Source organism: Sphingomonas sp. HF-S4 (genome assembly GCF_032911445.1).
GTDB lineage: Bacteria > Pseudomonadota > Alphaproteobacteria > Sphingomonadales > Sphingomonadaceae > Sphingomonas > Sphingomonas agrestis.
In genome coordinates this window covers 3,360,405-3,377,013 of record NZ_JAWJEJ010000001.1, presented here as the reverse complement: position 1 = coordinate 3,377,013, position 16,609 = coordinate 3,360,405, and the positions used below count along the sequence as shown (strand labels likewise).

General features: G+C 66.7%; 16 protein-coding genes. 12 read left to right on the top strand and 4 right to left on the bottom strand.

The window, feature by feature from the left end:
- Window positions 1-98 precede the first annotated feature (98 nt).
- Complete coding sequence (locus RZN05_RS15470) at window positions 99-2,243, bottom strand: AsmA family protein (protein ID WP_317227463.1); 2,145 nt, start codon at window positions 2,241-2,243, stop codon at window positions 99-101.
- Between the two features lie 157 nt (window positions 2,244-2,400).
- Between RZN05_RS15470 and rpmI the strand changes: the two genes are divergently transcribed.
- From rpmI to RZN05_RS15440, 6 genes are all read left to right on the top strand, one after another.
- Window positions 2,401-2,604, top strand: a complete 204-nt coding sequence (gene rpmI, locus RZN05_RS15465) for a 50S ribosomal protein L35 (RefSeq protein ID WP_056616276.1) — start codon at window positions 2,401-2,403, stop codon at window positions 2,602-2,604.
- A 15-nt stretch (window positions 2,605-2,619) separates the two neighbouring features.
- Window positions 2,620-2,985 carry a 50S ribosomal protein L20 gene (gene rplT / locus RZN05_RS15460; RefSeq protein ID WP_317227462.1) on the top strand — a complete coding sequence of 122 codons (366 nt, stop codon included), beginning with the start codon at window positions 2,620-2,622 and terminating at the stop codon, window positions 2,983-2,985.
- Window positions 2,986-3,146: 161 nt separating this feature from the next.
- Window positions 3,147-3,764, top strand: coding sequence for a LysE family translocator (locus RZN05_RS15455; RefSeq protein ID WP_317227461.1), 618 nt, complete (start codon window positions 3,147-3,149; stop codon window positions 3,762-3,764).
- Between the two features lie 91 nt (window positions 3,765-3,855).
- Entirely contained in the window at window positions 3,856-4,938 is a 1,083-nt protein-coding gene (pheS, locus tag RZN05_RS15450) for a phenylalanine--tRNA ligase subunit alpha (RefSeq protein WP_317227460.1), read from the top strand.
- Window positions 4,935-7,343 carry a phenylalanine--tRNA ligase subunit beta gene (gene pheT / locus RZN05_RS15445; RefSeq protein ID WP_317227459.1) on the top strand — a complete coding sequence of 803 codons (2,409 nt, stop codon included), beginning with the start codon at window positions 4,935-4,937 and terminating at the stop codon, window positions 7,341-7,343. The genes pheS and pheT overlap by 4 nt, the downstream gene beginning before the upstream one ends.
- A gap of 148 nt (window positions 7,344-7,491) precedes the next feature.
- Window positions 7,492-8,235, top strand: coding sequence for an SDR family NAD(P)-dependent oxidoreductase (locus RZN05_RS15440; RefSeq protein ID WP_317227458.1), 744 nt, complete (start codon window positions 7,492-7,494; stop codon window positions 8,233-8,235).
- A 2-nt stretch (window positions 8,236-8,237) separates the two neighbouring features.
- Here the strand turns inward: RZN05_RS15440 and RZN05_RS15435 are convergent, their stop codons facing one another.
- Window positions 8,238-8,603, bottom strand: a complete 366-nt coding sequence (locus RZN05_RS15435; RefSeq protein ID WP_317227457.1) for a DUF1801 domain-containing protein — start codon at window positions 8,601-8,603, stop codon at window positions 8,238-8,240.
- 61 nt (window positions 8,604-8,664) lie between these two features.
- Between RZN05_RS15435 and RZN05_RS15430 the strand changes: the two genes are divergently transcribed.
- Genes RZN05_RS15430 through RZN05_RS15410 form a run of 5 tightly spaced genes read left to right on the top strand, consistent with a single transcriptional unit; the run spans window position 8,665 to window position 12,181 of the window.
- Window positions 8,665-9,531: an aldose 1-epimerase family protein gene (locus RZN05_RS15430; RefSeq protein WP_317227456.1), complete on the top strand. Its 867-nt coding sequence runs from the start codon at window positions 8,665-8,667 to the stop codon at window positions 9,529-9,531.
- 31 nt (window positions 9,532-9,562) lie between these two features.
- Window positions 9,563-9,808, top strand: coding sequence for a hypothetical protein (locus tag RZN05_RS15425; protein ID WP_317227455.1), 246 nt, complete (start codon window positions 9,563-9,565; stop codon window positions 9,806-9,808).
- Window positions 9,805-10,107, top strand: coding sequence for a type II toxin-antitoxin system RelE/ParE family toxin (locus tag RZN05_RS15420; RefSeq protein ID WP_317227454.1), 303 nt, complete (start codon window positions 9,805-9,807; stop codon window positions 10,105-10,107). The genes RZN05_RS15425 and RZN05_RS15420 overlap by 4 nt, the downstream gene beginning before the upstream one ends.
- Window positions 10,108-10,116: 9 nt before the next feature.
- The gene (locus tag RZN05_RS15415; protein WP_317227453.1) at window positions 10,117-11,694 is read left to right on the top strand and encodes a peptide chain release factor 3; all 1,578 of its coding nucleotides are present in this window, start codon (window positions 10,117-10,119) and stop codon (window positions 11,692-11,694) included.
- A 37-nt stretch (window positions 11,695-11,731) separates the two neighbouring features.
- Window positions 11,732-12,181, top strand: coding sequence for a hypothetical protein (locus RZN05_RS15410; RefSeq protein WP_317227452.1), 450 nt, complete (start codon window positions 11,732-11,734; stop codon window positions 12,179-12,181).
- Here RZN05_RS15410 and RZN05_RS15405 read toward each other — a convergent pair.
- On the bottom strand, window positions 12,178-13,428 hold the full coding sequence (locus RZN05_RS15405) for a spinster family MFS transporter (protein ID WP_317227451.1): 1,251 nt from the start codon (window positions 13,426-13,428) through the stop codon (window positions 12,178-12,180). The genes RZN05_RS15410 and RZN05_RS15405 overlap by 4 nt on opposite strands.
- A gap of 68 nt (window positions 13,429-13,496) precedes the next feature.
- Window positions 13,497-15,734, bottom strand: a complete 2,238-nt coding sequence (locus RZN05_RS15400; protein WP_317227450.1) for a TonB-dependent receptor — start codon at window positions 15,732-15,734, stop codon at window positions 13,497-13,499.
- Window positions 15,735-15,848: 114 nt separating this feature from the next.
- Here RZN05_RS15400 and RZN05_RS15395 point away from each other — a divergent pair, with 114 nt between their 5' ends.
- Window positions 15,849-16,457 carry a TetR/AcrR family transcriptional regulator gene (locus tag RZN05_RS15395; protein WP_317227449.1) on the top strand — a complete coding sequence of 203 codons (609 nt, stop codon included), beginning with the start codon at window positions 15,849-15,851 and terminating at the stop codon, window positions 16,455-16,457.
- Window positions 16,458-16,609: the final 152 nt, after the last annotated feature.

Genomic DNA, 16,609 nt, shown 5'->3' with positions numbered 1-16,609 from the left:
AAAGAGCAGCGCGATCAGCCTCGCACGGCAAATCCTACATTGAAAGCGCTTGATCGATCGACGCTGGCCGGCATGGCCTGAGCGAGGCGCGCGCAGCCTCAGAAGATCCCCAGGAACTTCTTGCGCTGGTCCTTGCGCTCGTCCTTCGAGCGCTTGCCGTCCTCGGACTTGGCGGTGGTGCCCTTGCCGACATCGTCGCGGGGCTTGCCCTTGTCGGTGCGCTGGGCGCGGGCCGAGGCGCCGGCAAGGACCGGGCCGCAATCGGCCGCCTTGGCATCGCCGACATCGACGAACGCGATGATCGCGGCGAGCGGGCTCGCGACGAGGCCGAGGCCGAGGCCGGCGCCCGCGCGGCTGAGCAGCTCGGGGGTGACGACGTTGATGCTCGGCTTGGCGAAATAACCGCCGATGCCGACCGGCGACTGGCCGGCGAACAGGCTGAACTTCTTGCTGTCGGCGCGGAAGGCGAGGTCGATGCTCTCATTCTTGAAGCTGAACCCGCCGCGGCCGAGCATCACGTTCTTCTGGGTGTCGATCAGGATCGGATCGGCGGCGGCGATGCCATTGCGCACGCTGAATCCGATCAGCCCGCAATTGATCTGCACCGGCTCCTTCAATTTCTTCTCGAACATCTTCTGGACGAACGTGCCGAGATCGAGCTCGGAAAGCTGGATGTTGCGCGTCCAGAAGCTGCCCTTGGGCAGGATCACGGCGATGCGGCCATTCGAGGTGGCGAGCGAATCGTGCACGCTGTTGCCGGTCCCGGTCATCTGGACGCGGGCCTTCAAGGTGCCGGTGGTGCCCGATTGCTCGACGCCGAAGCCGGCGAGCAGCACGCCCATCGGCGTCGGCGACAGGCGGATGTCATATTCGGTGAAGACCGGATCCCGGCGTGCGTTGATGCTGATCGCCGAATGGACCGTGCCGCGCGCGAGGCTGAAGTTGAGCGGGTCCAGCTTGAGCAGCCGATCCTCGAGATCGAGCCCGAGCTTGATGTTCGAGACCGGCAGCTTCTCGGCGCGGACGGTGCGCACGGTCCAGTCAACCTTGGCGTCGAAATTCTTGAGCGCATCGATCCGCAGCTTGGCATCGGGGAGGATGCGCGGGCGCCCCGCGGCCTGGCTCACCACGGCGCCGGCCGCTGCAGCCTGGGGGCTGTAGCCGATGAACGGACCGGCATCGACGATGTCGAGCGTCCGCGTTGCGAGATTGGCGGTGAGCAGCAGCCGCGGCTCCTTCAATGCCACGGTAAAGCGGCCCGAAAGGTCGCTGGCGCCAAAGCGGCCGCGCAGGTTGGTGAAGCGCCACTCGTCGCCATGCTTGGTCACGTTCGAACGCAGGCGATAGGTGCGCGTATCGGGCACCGCGATCCCGGCGACTGCGAAGACGTCGGCGAGGTTCTGGCCGCGCGCATCCATGTTGAGATCCGCGCCTTCGATCTCGGTCGCGCCGGGCAAGGTGCCCGCGACGTCGATCTTAGTGCGGACCCCCTCGACATGGAGCTTCAGCTGGTTCTGCCCACCCGCGACGGTGGCGTTGGGGCTGAGCAGCTCGCCGGCCATCGCGAATCGCGTGCCACGCGCGGTACCGTTGCCGTCGAAGCGGATGCTCGAGGCGAACCGGGTGTCGCGCGCCTCGACGGTATGGATGCGGATGCCGGCCTCAATCTGCATCCGCGGATCGACATAGCGTACGAGCGTACCCTGAACGAGCGCACGGCGGATGACCGGCAGTTCGAGGGGATCGCCCTTTTCCTGCGACTCGTTGAACGTCCAGGTGTTGCGCTTGCCGGCCTTGTCCCATTGCAGATCGACATGGCCGTCCTCGAGCCCGAGCCAGTTGATCCGGCGGTTGCCGGTGATCAGGCTCCAGGTCGAGATTCGCGTATCGATCTTCCTGGCCGAGAAAAAATTGCCGCGGCCGGCCCATTCGGGATTGGAAATCGTCAGCCCTTCGGCGAGGAACTTGACGTTGAACGGCGCGAAATAGAGCTGGAAGTCCCCCGCGACCCTGACCTCGCGGTTGGTCTGCGCGGCGACGATCCTCTCGAACGTCGGCTTGAGGAACCGGCCCTTGGTGACGAACAGTACCGTCCAGGCGAGGATGAGGAGCCCGAGGATCGTGGTTACGACAGCGATGGCGCTGGCAAGGGGAGTGCCGAGCGCGCGGGCGGGCTTCGCGGGCGCCTTGTCGGGTGGGGATGCCGCTTCGGCAGCTTCTAGCGGTGCTTCCCGATCTGCCATGGCAACACAAACCCTGTGGACCCTGAGGGTTCCGACTCAGGTTGCATTGTGCCGCGCCTGGAGCTATGCGCCCCGCTTTCCTCGAACGTCAGGAACACGCCCGGCCATCAAGGGCTGCCGCGGCTGTTCGCACGTTCGAGTTTGTAAGGAGACCGAAATGCCCAAGCTCAAGACCAAGAGCGGCGTCAAAAAGCGCTTCAAGCTCACCGCCACCGGCAAGGTGAAGCACGGAGTCGCCGGCAAGCGCCACCGCCTGATTTCGCACAACGCGAAGTACATCCGCCAGAACCGCGGCACCTCCGTGCTCGCCGACGCCGATACCGCCCGCGTTATCGCGTGGGCGCCGTACGGCCTGAAGTAAGGGAGGCCCTGGAAAATGGCACGAGTTAAGCGTGGTGTAACCACCAAGGCCAAGCACAAGAACATTCTTGAGCAGGCGAAGGGCTATCGCGGCCGTCGCAAGAACACGATCCGCATCGCGCGCCAGGCCGTCGAGAAGGCCGGCCAGTACGCGTATCGCGACCGCAAGGTTAAGAAGCGCACGTTCCGCGGCCTGTGGATCCAGCGCATCAACGCCGGCGTCCGCGCCGAAGGCCTGACCTATTCGCAGTTCATGCACGGGCTCAAGCTCGCCGGCATCGAGCTCGACCGCAAGGTCCTGGCCGACATCGCGATGCACGAAGGCGAGGCGTTTAGCGCCATCGTCGCGCAGGCGAAGGCGGCACTGCCCCAGGCCGCCTGAAGCGACCTGTAGCGTGAGAAATCGGGGCGTCGGTGGCAACACCGGCGCCCTTTTTCTTTTCTTCCTTCATCCCGGCGAAAGCCGGGATCTCGTGCGGCAATCGAGGCCTATGCGGCCTGAGATCCCGGCTTTCGCCGGGATGACGAAATGGGAGTAGCGGAATGGCACTGCACACCTGGTGGCTCTACGTCACCGCCGTGTTCCTGATCGCGGGGACGCCGGGCCCGAACATGCTGCATGTGATGGTGCAGAGCATCCACCACGGCCCGCGCCGGGCGATCTTCTCGATGGCCGGGCTGATGAGCGCGGTGCTGCTGTGCCTGCTCGCTTCCGCCGCCGGGCTCGGCGCGCTGCTCAAGGCGTCACCTTCGCTGTACGATGTGTTGCGCTACGCCGGCGCTGCGTATCTGATCTGGCTGGGGATCAAGGCGTGGCGCGCGCCCGTGGGCAAGGCGGCGGCCGATCCGCATACGCGGCGTTCGGCCGGCGCGCTGTTCGGCACCGGGCTCGCCACCGGCCTCTCCAATCCCAAGCTGATCATCTTCGCCGCCGCGCTGTTCCCGCAATTCCTCGACACCAGCCGGCCGTTCTGGGCCCAGCTGGGCATCCTGGTGGCGAGCTTCGTGGTGATCGAGGGTTTCTGGTACGGCGTCTATGCGCTGGGCGGGCGCTCGCTCGCCGCATGGCTGGCGCCTGCCAACCGCCGGAAGCTGTTCAACCGCGGCACCGGCGTGATGTTCATCGGCTTCGGCGGCGCGCTGCTGGGAAGCCGCGTGTAGCTGGTTGCTGCGCCTGGCGAAGCAGGCGCACGGGGCTTGACCTGAGGCCACGACTGCGGTTCGAGCCTCCTCGCACTTTGAACGGAATTCCATGACCACCGATCTCGAACAATTGCGCAGCGACCTGCTCGCCTCGATCGACGCCGCGGCGGGGCTCGACGCGCTCGAGGCGCTGCGCGTCCATGCGCTCGGCAAGCAGGGCGCGATCACCGGGCTGCTCAAGACGCTGGGCGGGATGAGTCCCGAGGAACGCCAGGAACAGGGCCCGCGCATCCACGGGCTGCGCGAGGCGGTGACCGCGGCGCTGGCTGAGCGCAAGGCGTCGCTCGAGCGGCTGGCGCTCGACGCGCGGCTGGCGAGCGAGACGCTCGACATGACCCTGCCGGTCGATGGCGTCGCGCCGGGCAGCGTGCATCCGGTTGCCCAGGTGATGGACGAACTGGCGGAGATCTTCGCCGATCTCGGCTTCGCGGTCGCCACCGGTCCCGAGATCGAGGACGACTGGCACAATTTCACCGCGCTCAACATTCCGGAGACGCATCCGGCGCGCGCGATGCACGACACCTTCTATCTGGCTGGCGAGCATGAGAAGCCGATGGTGCTGCGCACGCACACCTCGCCGGTGCAGATCCGCGCGATGAAGGCGGCCGGCGGTAACCAGCCGATTCGAATCATCGCGCCCGGGCGCACCTATCGTTCGGACTCGGATGCGACGCACACCCCGATGTTCCACCAGGTCGAAGGGCTGGTGATCGACAAGGGCATCACCCTCGGCCACCTCAAATGGACGCTCGAGACCTTCCTCAAGGCGTTCTTCGAGCGCGACGACATCGTGCTGCGGCTGCGGCCGAGCTATTTCCCGTTCACCGAGCCGAGCGCCGAAGTCGATGTCGGCTTCTCGGTGGTGGGCGGCAAGCGCGTCATCGGCGGCTCCGAAGGCTGGATGGAAGTGCTGGGCAGCGGCATGGTCCACCGCAAGGTGATCGAGGCCGGCGGCTACGATCCCGATCAGTGGCAGGGCTTCGCCTTCGGTTGCGGGATCGATCGGCTGGCGATGCTCAAATACGGAATGGATGACTTGCGTGCGTTCTTCGACGGCGATGCCCGCTGGCTCAAGCATTACGGCTTCTCGGCATTCGAAATGCCCACGCTGAGCGGGGGAGTGGGCGCATGAAGTTCACGCTCAACTGGCTCAAGGCGCATCTCGATACCGACGCTTCGGTTGCAGCGATCGAGGCTGGACTCACGCGCATCGGACTCGAAGTCGAGGGCGTCGAGAATCCGGGCGAGAAGCTTGCCGGGTTCCGCGTCGCCAAGGTGCTCACCGCCGAGCGGCATCCGCAGGCGGACAAGCTCCAGGTGCTCACCGTCGATACCGGCGAGAGCGATCCGCTCACCGTCGTGTGCGGCGCACCCAATGCGCGCGCTGGCCTGGTCGGCGTGCTCGGGCTCCCCGGCGCGGTGGTCCCGGTCAACGGTATGCAGCTCAAGGTCGCCGCGGTGCGCGGAGTCGAATCGAACGGCATGATGTGCTCGACGCGCGAATTGGAGCTCGGCGAGGATCATGACGGCATCATCGAGCTGCCCGGCGACGCGCCGGTCGGCACCGCCTTCGCCGACTATGCCGATCTCAACGACCCGGTGTTCGACGTCTCGATCACCCCCAACCGCCAGGACTGCATGGGCGTGCGCGGCATCGCGCGCGATCTCGCCGCGGCTGGCCTCGGCGCGCTCAAGCCGCTGGCGATCGACCCGGTGCCCACCAGCGGCGCCGGGCCCGACGTGCGGATCGAGGCACCCGAGGGCTGCCCGGCCTATTTCGGCCAGACCGTCAGCGGCGTGACCAACGGCGCGTCGCCCGAGTGGATGCAGCGCCGCCTCAAGGCGATCGGCCAGCGCCCGATCTCGGCGCTCGTCGACATCACCAACTATGTGATGATCGATCTCGGCCGCCCGCTGCACGTCTATGACAAGGCCAAGCTGTCGGGCGCACTGGTCGTGCGCAAGGCAAAGCCCGGCGAGCAGATGCTCGCGCTCAACGAGAAAACCTACACGCTCGACGAGACCGTCACCGTGATCGCCGACGATACCGGCGTCCACGATATCGGCGGGATCATGGGCGGCGAGGATACCGGCGTGTCCGAGACGACGACCGACGTCGTGATCGAATGCGCGTTCTTCGATCCCGAGGCTATCGCCCGCACCGGCCAGAAGCTCAATCTGACCAGCGACGCGCGCGCGCGCTTCGAGCGCGGGGTCGATCCGGCGTTCCTGGAGGACGGCATCGCGATCGCGGCGCGCTACGTCGTCGACCTTTGCGGCGGCAGCGCCAGCGAAGTCACCCGTGCCGGGACGGTCCCGCAGGTTGGCATCACCACGGCCTATGATCCTGCGCTCGCCGAAACGCTGGGCGGGCTCGCGATCCCGGTCGAGCGGCAGAAGCAAATCCTCGAAAGCCTTGGCTTCACCGTAGAGGCGCTCGATGCCAATGGCGATCCGACCGATCTTTCGCGCTTCGAAGACCTGCGGGTCACTGCGCCGAGCTGGCGTCGCGACGTGGACGGTCCGGCCGATCTGGTCGAGGAAGTCATCCGCATCGAAGGCATCGACAACGTCCCCTCGACTCCGCTCGATCGCGCACCCGGCGTCGCCGTGCCGACCGCGACACCGGAGCAGAAGCTGGAACGCCGCCTGCGCCGCACCGCCGCGGCGCGCGGCCTGCACGAAGCGGTGACCTGGAGCTTCATTTCCGAGGCCGAGGCTGCGCCGTTCGGTGGCGGGGCCTGGATCCTCGCCAACCCGATCAGCGAGGACATGAAGGTCATGCGGCCTTCGCTGCTCCCTGGGCTGCTTGCCGCGGCCGAGCGCAACCTCAAGCGCGGCGCCAGCGGCGTCCGCCTGTTCGAGATCGGCCGGCGCTATTTGGCCGACAAGGAACGGCTGACGCTCGGCGTGGTGCTCGCGGGCGACCGCGCGCCGCGCGGCTGGCAAAGCGGCAAGGGCCAGCGCTTCGGCGCGTTCGACGCCAAGGCCGAGGCGCTGGCGCTGCTCGAAGCCGCCGGCGCGCCGGTTGCCAACTTGCAGGTCATGGGGGAAGCGGGCGAGGTCTATCATCCCGGCCAGTCGGCGACGCTGCGCCTCGGGCCCAAGACCGTGCTGGCGGCGTTCGGTATGGTCCATCCCGGCGTGCTCAAGGCGTTCGACCTCGACGGCGAGGTCGCCGCGGTGGAAATCTATCTCGACGCGCTTCCCGCCAAGCGCGGGGCGGGCTTCATGCGCCCGGTATACACGCCCCCGGCGCTCCAGGCAGTGACGCGCGACTTCGCCTTCCTCGTGCCGGCGGACCTTGCAGCGGGGGACCTTGTCCGCGCGGTGAAGGGGGCCGACAAGGGCGTGATCGTCGATGCGCGGCTGTTCGACGTCTTCACCGGCACCGGCGTGCCCGAGGGGCAGAAGTCGCTGGCAGTGGAAGTCACGCTCCAGCCCGGCGAGAAGAGCTTTACCGATGCGGAGTTGAAGGCGGTCGCCGACAAGGTCGTCGCGGCTGCGGGCAAGCTCGGCGCGAACCTGCGGGGCTAGCCCTCCGTCACCCCGGCCCCTTCGACTGCCTGCAGGACAGGCTTGTGCCGGGGTCCACCAAGCGGCAAGGGCTGAACTCGAGGCTCCTGCTTCTCGCGTGAGGCTCGGTGGCCCCGGAACGAGTCCGGGGTGACGTTGGAGGATTGGCATGCCCACCGCACTCATCACCGGCGTGACCGCAGGCATCGGCGAGGCGGCGGCGCGCGCATTCGTCGGTGCGGGCTGGAAGGTGATCGGCACCGGGCGGCGCGCCGATCGGCTGGCGGCGCTGAAGGACGAACTCGGCGAGGCGCTTCACACGCTGGAATTCGACATCCGCGACGAAGCGGCGCGCGACGCCGCGCTCGATGGTCTGCCCGAGGCGTTTCGCGACATCGACTTGCTGATCAACAATGCCGGGCTCGCGCTGGGGCTCGAGCCGGCGCAGGCGGCAAAGCTGTCCAACTGGACCACGATGATCGACACCAACATCGCCTCGCTGGTTTCGATTACCCACAAGCTCCTGCCCGCGCTGGTCGCGCGCAAGGGTGCGATCATCAACCTGTCGTCGGTGGCGGCGAACTATCCCTATCCCGGCGGCAATGTGTACGGCGCGACCAAGGCGTTCGTCCGCCAGTTCAGCCTCAATCTCCGGTCGGATCTGATCGGCTCCGGGGTGCGCGTCTGCTCGATCGAGCCTGGGATGGTCGAGACCGAGTTCACGCTGGTGCGCACCGGCAGCCGGGAAACCTCGGACCAGCTCTATGGAGGGGTGAACCCGATGACCGCCGAGGACATCGCCGCGACGATGCTGTGGGTCGCGCAGCAGCCGCCGCACCTCAACATCAATGCGCTCGAGCTGATGCCGGTCAACCAGGCCTGGTCGCCCTTCCTCGTCCATCGCGAGGGTTGATCTCAGCGGGTCGCAGGGATCCAGTCGCCGACCAGCGCGACGAGCGCGTCCGCCTTGGCTTCGAGATCGGCAAGGTCCCGTATGGCCACGACCCCGCGATCGGGCGAAGGCCAGCACGCCGTACCACCGGCATCTGCGAAGGCGAAGCCGGCGAGATCGTGCGGTTTCGCGCCTCGATGGAGGATCACGCGCATCCCGCCTTTCGGTGCATAGTTGAGTGTCACTCGGTCGCCGAAGCTCGGAGCGTTCCACTTGATGCGCTCCTCCAGTCCCGGCGCCGCGGCATGGAGTAGCGCGCGCAGCCGATCGGTGAGCGCCCGCTTTTCAGGCGGCAGTGCGGCGAGGAATGTCTCGACTTCGACGTGCATTGATCGGTTGTCCAGGTGGCGGCGGCGCCATATCGCATGCTGACGCAACGCAGGAAACGCTATGATCGAAATTGCATCGGACCGGCTGACGGCGGCGATCAACCCGTTTGGCGCCGAGCTGTCGAGCCTTCGCGACGGCAAGGGGTGCGAGCTGATGACCGATGCCGATCCCGCCTTCTGGGCCGGACGGGCACCGTTGCTGTTTCCGATCGTCGGGCGGCTGGTCGACGACAAATATCGAGTCGACGGCAACGAATATCCGCTGCCGCAGCACGGCTTAGCGCGGCGCCAGACGTTCGATCTGGTCGAGCAGGCGCCCGACCGCGCGGTATTCCGGCTCACCGACAACGAGGCGACGCGCGCCGTCTATCCCTTCGCCTTCGCGCTCGATGCGGCGTTCACGGTGGCCGGCGCGACGCTGGCGATGGACATCACCGTCACCAACACCGGCGACCGCGACATGCCGGCGAGCTTTGGCTTCCACCCAGCCTTCGCCTGGCCGCTGCCCTATGGCCGGGCGCGCGCCGACCACCGCATCGTCTTCGAAAGGCCTGAGCCCGCCGAACTGTCGGCGATCGTAAGGGGCGGCTGGATCGCGCCCGAGGGTTGGCCGAGCCCGCTCGATGGTCGCGAGCTCAAGCTTACCGATGCCCTGTTTGAACGCGACGCGCTGGTCTGGGATAGCCTGGAAAGCCAATCGCTACGCTATGACGGCGGCGAGGGGCCGGGGCTCGAGATCGGCTTTGTCGGCATGCCCAGGCTCGGCATCTGGACCAAGCCTGGCGCACGCTATGTCTGCATCGAGCCGTGGCACGGCATCGCCGACCCGATCGGCTTTACCGGCGAGATCTGGGACAAGCCCGGCATCCTCCGCTTCGCACCGGGCGAGACGCGGACCTTCGGCATGCAGGTGACGCTGGCGGGTTGAACGTGGCGGCGATCGGCGCGATATTGCGTATATGGCGACGGTGATCCAACTCGACCCCGCGCTCGACGAAGCCGTGCAGGAATTGATCCGCGGCGGTGATTTCGATTCGCCGATCCAAGTCTTGCGCGAAGCGATGCGGGTGTTCCAACAAAAGCGTCTCGACGCCGCGCTCGACGCCGGCATTGCACAAATCGATGCCGGCCTGGGAATCCCGCTCGAAGAGGCTCGCGCAGAGCTAAGCGACCGTTACAGGAACTGGCCGCCGAGGGAGGCGTGAAGGTGATCCTGGCGCCGCTGTCGATCAGCGATCTCCGGGCAATAGGCGATCATATCGCGCTTTCGGATCCGGTTCGGGCCGCCACCTTCATCGAAGAGCTTTTCGACGCGGCGCTGGACCTCGCGCAAATGCCAAACCGCTTTCCGCTCGTGGAGGGACGGCGCGACATGCGGCACCGAACCGTCGGCAAGTATCTGATTTTCTATCGCGTAGATGCTGCAAGCGTGGATGTTGCGCGGATCCTCCACGGTGCGCGCGATTACCACTCGCTGCTGGATATCGCGCCCGGCGCCGACTAGAGCGCCGCGATGCCTTCCGATCACACCAACGACCGCCGGACCTTCGCGATCATCTCGCACCCCGACGCCGGCAAGACGACGCTGACCGAGAAGCTGCTGCTGTTCGGCGGCGCGATCCACTTGGCCGGCGAGGTCAAGGCGCGCGGCGCCGCGCGGCGTGCGCGATCGGACTGGATGAAGATCGAGCAGCAGCGCGGCATCTCGGTCACGTCGAGCGTGATGACCTTCGAGCGCGAGGGGATCACGTTCAACCTGCTCGACACGCCGGGCCACGAAGACTTCAGCGAGGATACGTACCGTACGCTGACCGCGGTCGACTCCGCCGTGATGGTGATCGACGTCGCCAAGGGCATCGAGAGCCAGACGCGAAAGCTGTTCGAGGTCTGCCGCCTGCGCAACGTGCCGATCATCACCTTCGTCAACAAGGTCGATCGCGAAGGCCGCGAGGTGTTCGACATCCTCGACGAAGTCGCCAACCTGCTCGCGCTCGACGTAACGCCGATGACCTGGCCGGTTGGCATGGGCGGACGGTTCGAAGGCATTTACGACCTCGCCACCAAGCGCCTGCTGCTTCCCGAGGGCAATAGCCGCGAATTCCAGGGCAAGGTGATCCAGACGTCCGGGCTCGACGATCCGCAGCTCGACGAAATCCTGAGCGCCGACACTCTCGCCAAGCTGCGCGAAGACGTCGAGCTTGCCGGAGTCGGCTATCCCGAATTCGATCCCGTCGCCTATCGCAACGGCGACCTGACCCCCGTCTATTTCGGCTCGGCGCTCAAGGAATTCGGCGTCGATTCGCTGATCGAGGCGCTCGCCAGCTTCGCCCCGCCGCCGCGCGCGCAGCCTGCCGAGCCCGCGCCGGTCGAGCCTACGCACGACGAAGTCACCGGCTTCGTGTTCAAGGTCCAGGCCAACATGGACCCCAACCACCGCGATCGCATCGCGTTCATGCGGCTGTGCTCGGGCACCTTCAAGCGCGGCATGAAGCTCACGCCGTCGGGTCATGGCAAGCCGATCGCGATCCACTCGCCGATCCTGTTCTTCGCGCGCGAACGCGAGCTGGCGGACGAAGCCTATCCCGGCGACATCATCGGCATCCCCAACCACGGCACGCTGCGCGTCGGCGACACGCTGAGCGAGCGCGCCGATGTGCGCTTCACCGGGCTGCCCAATTTCGCCCCCGAAATCCTGCGCCGCGTCCAGCTCAAGGACCCGACCAAGACCAAGCAGCTGCGGAAAGCGCTCGACGACATGGCCGAGGAGGGGGTGACTCAGGTCTTCTATCCCGAGATCGGATCGAACTGGATCATCGGCGTGGTCGGCCAGCTCCAGCTCGAAGTGCTGCTCAGCCGGCTCGACGCCGAATACAAGGTCGCCGCCGGGCTCGAGCCCGCGCCGTTCGAGACTGCGCGTTGGGTCTCGGCGGAGAATCCCAAGGACCTCGAGGAGTTCATAGCGCTCAACCGCGGCGCGATGGCCAAGGACCGCGACGGCAACCCGGTGTTCCTCGCCAAGTCGGCCTGGGAAGTCGGGTATATCGCCGATCGCTATTCGAAGGTGAAGTTCGCCGCGACGCGCGAGCGGTGATCGCGTAGGCAGGCGACGTTCCTTTGTGGAGGTGCCGATGCTGCTGTTCCTAGTCCTCCAAGCCTCGCCGATCCCGAAAATGCCGGAATTGCCGACGTGTAGCTTCGAGCAGTCTGCGAAGTTGGTTGAGCGCAAGACCGATCTTCCAGGCGATGTCAGCGCGGAGGTCGAGCGGCAGTTCGGCTTCACCAAGGGTATCGCGGAGGCAGGAGACTATTTCGAATCGACCGACAATATCCGTTTCTCGGATGCGCCCCGCGCCCGGTTCCTGCGCGCCTACAGCGTTGGCAAGACGTGGCTGATCTGGTTCGAGAAAGGTGGCAGCATGGCATCTGGCCCGCGTCTCATCGCGCTCGCGCCGCCTTCGGCCGGCGGCAGCGGCCCGGGCGAGATCTCCGCAGTCCCCAACAGTTATTTCGCAGGCAATCTGTGCGCCGCCTCCCGAGCCTTTCTGGCGGGCGTGCGCGGCGTATCCCAAGGAGGCTAGTCCACCCAGCCGCGCTTCAAAAACCGGCTCGCCAGCGCCATCAGCGCACCTGCGACGACATACAGGCACAGCCCCGCAGCGATCGCATAGCGCAGCGCCTCGTCGCCATAGGCCGGGGTCAGCGCCTTGGAGAGCGAGCCGATTGCCCAGCTGCCCAGCCCCAGCCCGATCAGATTGTTGATCAGCAGGAAGCTCGCCGAGGCGGTCGCGCGCATATGCGCGGGGACGAGGTGCTGGACCGCGGTGAGCACCGGGCCGAGCCAGACATAGACCAGCGCCTGGGGCAGCAGGAACAAAGCGAATGCCATCGGCCAGCTGCTCGACAGCACCCCGGCGATGAACAGCGGCGTCCCCGCGACATAGCAGATCGCCGGCGCCAGCGCGTACCAGCGGCGGTCACGCGCGCCCAGCCGGTCGCCGAGCCAGCCGCCGAGCAATATGCCAGCGACGCCGCCGCTGAGCAGCAGCGCGCCGAAGAACTGGCCGGTCTCGATCAGGCTCAGCCCGAAGCTGCGCTGCATCAGGCTCGGCAGCCAGAAGGCCACCCCGTATCCGCACATCGATCCCGCCGCGGCGCCGAACGCCATCAGCCAGAAGGCCGGCTTGGCGGCGAGGATGCCGAACACCCGCGCCACTGGCACCTGGTCCACCGCTGCGGCGGGGCGCGGGCGATCCTTGACGACCAGCTTGAAGATCGGCGCGATCACCACGCCGGCAAGGCCGACGACGATGAACGCCGTCCGCCACTCGACATTCTGCGCGATATAGCCGCCGAGCAGCACGCCGCCCGCGGCGCCGAGCGGGATGCCGAGCGAATAGATCGAGAGCGCCTGGGCGCGCCGCTCGGGCGGGAAATAGTCCGAGATCAGCGCATAGCTCGGCGCGACCCCGCCAGCCTCGCCGACCCCGACGCCCAGCCGGAACAGGAACATCTGCGTGAAATTCTGCGCCAGCCCGCACAAGGCAGTGAACCCGCTCCACACGCCCAGCGAGACAGTGATTACCCACGTCCGGCTGGTCCGGTCGGCGAGCAGCGCCAGCGGAATCGCCAGCGTCGAATAGAGCGCGGCAAAGGCGAGCCCGCCGAGCATGCCGAGCTGCGCGTCGTCGAGGCCGAGGTCCTTCTTCACCGGCTGGGCGAGGATGCTCAGGATCTGCCGGTCGAGGAAGTTGAAGGTATAGACCAGCAGCAGCATCGCGAGGACGATGCCGCGATAGCGGCGGCTGGGGAGGACGGCGTCGGGCATCGGTTTCCCCTAGAAGCAAACGAGCCGGACGTCATGCGACGCCCGGCTCGGGAATACGGATCGCCGGATCAGAACCGGACTTCGACCGTGCCGGTCACGGTGCGCGGCGGGCCGTAATAGCCGATGATCGAATTGCCGGTGAGCGCCCCGGGGAAATTGTACCCGCCGACGCGGTAGCGCTCGTCGGTCAAATTGCGCGCGGCGACGCCGACGCGGTAGCGCCCGTCGCCCGAGGTCCAGTTGAGCGCGGCATCGACGAGGAAATAGCCGTCCTGGTCGAGCGCCGGGGTCGGGATCTCGAACATGTTGTAGTCGCTGCGCAGCGACACCGCGGGGGTGAGCGCGATACTGCCGCCGGCGAGATCGGCCGACCAGGTCGCCGAGGCGTTGACGGTGAACTTGGGCGTGTTCTGGAACACGCGCTGGTCCGCCACGTCGACCGGGGTGGTCCCGCCGCCGATGAAGGTCAGGAACTCCTTATAGTCGGCATGGGTGTAGCCGAACGAGGCGGTCGCCGAGAAATGGCGCGAAGGCACCGCGCGCAGCTCGAGCTCCATGCCGTAGATGTCGGCCTTGCCGGCATTATCGACGAAGCTGGCGATGCCGCTGGGTAGCGCCGGCACCTGGATCGTGACCTGCTGATCCTTGTAGTTCGAATAGAAGCCGGCGAGGTTGACGAAGAGCGTCCGGTCGAGGAACGCGCCCTTCATCCCCAGCTCCCAGCTGTCGATCGTCTCGGGTTCGTAGCCATCGACCGTCGTCGGGGTGAACACCGCGTCGCCGCGCATGTCGAACCCGCCCGATTTGAAGCCCTTGCCATAGCTCGCATAGAAATTGAGGTCGGCGTTCGGCTGGTAGCTCAGGCTCACTCGCGGGGTGAATTTCTCGAAGCTGCGGCTGTTGGTATAGTCGGTGCGGATCAGCCCGGGCACAGCCGCGGCATTGCCGAACACCGGGCTGCGGATGCCGGTATAGTTGCGGCGGAAGACGGTGCCGGTCTTGTCGTCCTTGGTATAGCGCGCGCCGACCGAGATCTTGAACTGCTCGGTCAGGTCGAAGCTGACGTCGCCGAACGCGGCATAGCTCTTGGTGAAGACCGTGCCCGAAGTCAGCGTAGTGAGGTTGGCGAGCCCGACGACGGTATCGAACGCCCCGCTTGCCCGGCCATTGAGGTAGAAGAGGCCCGCGACGCCCTGAACGCGGTCTCCTTCGTACAGCAGCTGGAGCTCCTGGGTGAACTGGCGGTCGTCATACACCGCAGGTACGTCGAGCGTCGGCAGCGCGGTATTGTCGAAGTCGATCAGCGTGTCGGTATGGCCCTCGCGCCAAGCGCTGATCGTCTTGAAGGTGAGCGAATCGGTCAGCCCGATCTCGCCGGTCGCGGAGATGCCCTTGGTCTCGACGCGGTTGTCGTCGCCGATGCCTGCCCGCGTGTCGTAGACGCTGTCGGTCGGTGCATAGCGCGGGTCGGCGCCGTTGGAGAGCAGCCGGGTGCCGTGGCGCGGACGCGACTTGTCGAGAATGCGGTCGCCGGAGACGCGGAAGAAGATGTTGTCGCTCGGCGTCAACTCGGCCGAGAGCCGTGCGGCGATGACGTCCTTGTCGTAATGCTCGGCGCCGGTGGTCAGGTTCTCGCCGAAGCCGTCGCGCTTGTAACGCGCGACTGCGCCGCCGACCGCGAAGATGTCGCCGATCGGCACGGTGAGCTGGCCGACCAGGTCGAGCTGGTTGTAGGAGCCATAGGACGCGCGCGCGACCCCGCGGAATTCGTTGCCGAGCCGCTTGGTCACGTACTTGACCGCGCCGCCGATCGTGTTGCGGCCATAGAGCGTGCCCTGCGGCCCACGCAGCACTTCGACGCGCTCGACGTCGAAGATGTCGAGCACCGCGCCCTGCGGTCGGGCGACATAGACGTCGTCGAGATACAGCGCGACGCCGGGCTCGAAGCCCCACAGCGGATCCTGCTGGCCGACGCCGCGGCTGAACGCGATCAGGGTGGAATTGGAGCCGCGCGCGATCTGGAGCGTGAGGTTGGGGGTCTTGTCCTGCAGCGCAGTGATGTCCGCCGCGCCGCTGCGCGCGAGTGCGTCGCCCGAGATCACCGACATCGAGATCGGCACGTCGATCAGGCTTTCCTCGCGGCGGCGCGCGGTGACGACGATCTCGCCATTGTCCTGCGCCGTCTCCTCGGTCGGCACGGCATCGACGACGCTTTGGTCCTGGGCGAAGGCAGGCAGCGCGGAGAGCGCGAAAAACGCGGCTCCGGCCTGGAGAATCGTGCGGGCAGACGGAATCAGGCGTGACATGGTCATTTTCCTCCCCAGAATCGACCCGTCTCGTGGCGCGGGTTGTAAGCGGTTGCCGGACGCTATACTGAAACCTGAACCGGGTTTCAACTTGGAAGAATGGGGGGCGGGGGCATGAGCGAGGCAGCGAGTGCGGGAAAGGAGCCGCGCACCGCGCGCGGCCGCAAGACGCTGCGCGCGATCCTCGACGCGGCGGCCGAGGAATTCGGCGAGAAGGGCTTCCATGAGGGCTCGATCAGCGGGATCACCCGGCGGGCGGGCGTCGCGCTGGGCAGCTTCTACACCTATTTCGATTCGAAGGACGCGGTGTTCCGCGCGCTGGTCCGCGACATGTCCGATCAGGTGCGCGAGCATGTCGCGCCCGCGCTCAAGGACGCGCCGGGCCAGATCGCCGCGGAGCAGGCGGCGTTGCTCGCGTTCATTCGCTTCGCGCGCACCCACAAGGAAATCTACCGGATCATCGACGAGGCCGAATTCGTCGACCCCGAGAGCTTCCGCGCGCATTACGCCACCACTGCCGATCGCATCGCCAGGCGCCTGCGCGCCGCCGCCGATCGCGGCGAAGTGCGCAGCGACGTAAGCGAGGTCCATGCCTGGGCGATCATGGGCATGAACGTGTTCCTCGGGCTGCGCTACAGCGTGTGGGACGAGGATGCCGCTCCCGAGGCGATCGCCGAGACGGTAGCGGCGATGCTGGCGCGGGGGATCGGGGCGGTGGATTGATACTGTCGGGCCAAGCCACAGCTAAGGCCTCCGGGCCGCCAAAGTAAAACAGCTTCCAGCGCCGGCCTGGCGCATGCAATCGATTGAAGTTCATCGGCGCTGCTGTAGCTCATTCGCGTGCGGAGGGAGATGTCGCGCGATTGGACGAGAGG

What these genes read in the sequence shown, in the direction of transcription:
- rplT (WP_317227462.1), top strand. Translation starts at nt 2,620, where the DNA reads ATGGCACGAGTTAAGCGTGGTGTAACCACCAAGGCCAAGCACAAGAAC.
- RZN05_RS15455 (WP_317227461.1), top strand. Translation starts at nt 3,147, where the DNA reads ATGGCACTGCACACCTGGTGGCTCTACGTCACCGCCGTGTTCCTGATC.
- RZN05_RS15415 (WP_317227453.1), top strand. Translation starts at nt 10,117, where the DNA reads ATGCCTTCCGATCACACCAACGACCGCCGGACCTTCGCGATCATCTCG.
- RZN05_RS15440 (WP_317227458.1), top strand. Translation starts at nt 7,492, where the DNA reads ATGCCCACCGCACTCATCACCGGCGTGACCGCAGGCATCGGCGAGGCG.
- RZN05_RS15405 (WP_317227451.1), bottom strand. Translation starts at nt 13,428, where the DNA reads ATGCCCGACGCCGTCCTCCCCAGCCGCCGCTATCGCGGCATCGTCCTC.
- RZN05_RS15435 (WP_317227457.1), bottom strand. Translation starts at nt 8,603, where the DNA reads ATGCACGTCGAAGTCGAGACATTCCTCGCCGCACTGCCGCCTGAAAAG.
- pheS (WP_317227460.1), top strand. Translation starts at nt 3,856, where the DNA reads ATGACCACCGATCTCGAACAATTGCGCAGCGACCTGCTCGCCTCGATC.
- RZN05_RS15470 (WP_317227463.1), bottom strand. Translation starts at nt 2,243, where the DNA reads ATGGCAGATCGGGAAGCACCGCTAGAAGCTGCCGAAGCGGCATCCCCA.
- RZN05_RS15410 (WP_317227452.1), top strand. Translation starts at nt 11,732, where the DNA reads ATGCTGCTGTTCCTAGTCCTCCAAGCCTCGCCGATCCCGAAAATGCCG.
- pheT (WP_317227459.1), top strand. Translation starts at nt 4,935, where the DNA reads ATGAAGTTCACGCTCAACTGGCTCAAGGCGCATCTCGATACCGACGCT.
- RZN05_RS15395 (WP_317227449.1), top strand. Translation starts at nt 15,849, where the DNA reads ATGAGCGAGGCAGCGAGTGCGGGAAAGGAGCCGCGCACCGCGCGCGGC.
- rpmI (WP_056616276.1), top strand. Translation starts at nt 2,401, where the DNA reads ATGCCCAAGCTCAAGACCAAGAGCGGCGTCAAAAAGCGCTTCAAGCTC.
- RZN05_RS15425 (WP_317227455.1), top strand. Translation starts at nt 9,563, where the DNA reads ATGGCGACGGTGATCCAACTCGACCCCGCGCTCGACGAAGCCGTGCAG.
- RZN05_RS15430 (WP_317227456.1), top strand. Translation starts at nt 8,665, where the DNA reads ATGATCGAAATTGCATCGGACCGGCTGACGGCGGCGATCAACCCGTTT.
- RZN05_RS15400 (WP_317227450.1), bottom strand. Translation starts at nt 15,734, where the DNA reads ATGTCACGCCTGATTCCGTCTGCCCGCACGATTCTCCAGGCCGGAGCC.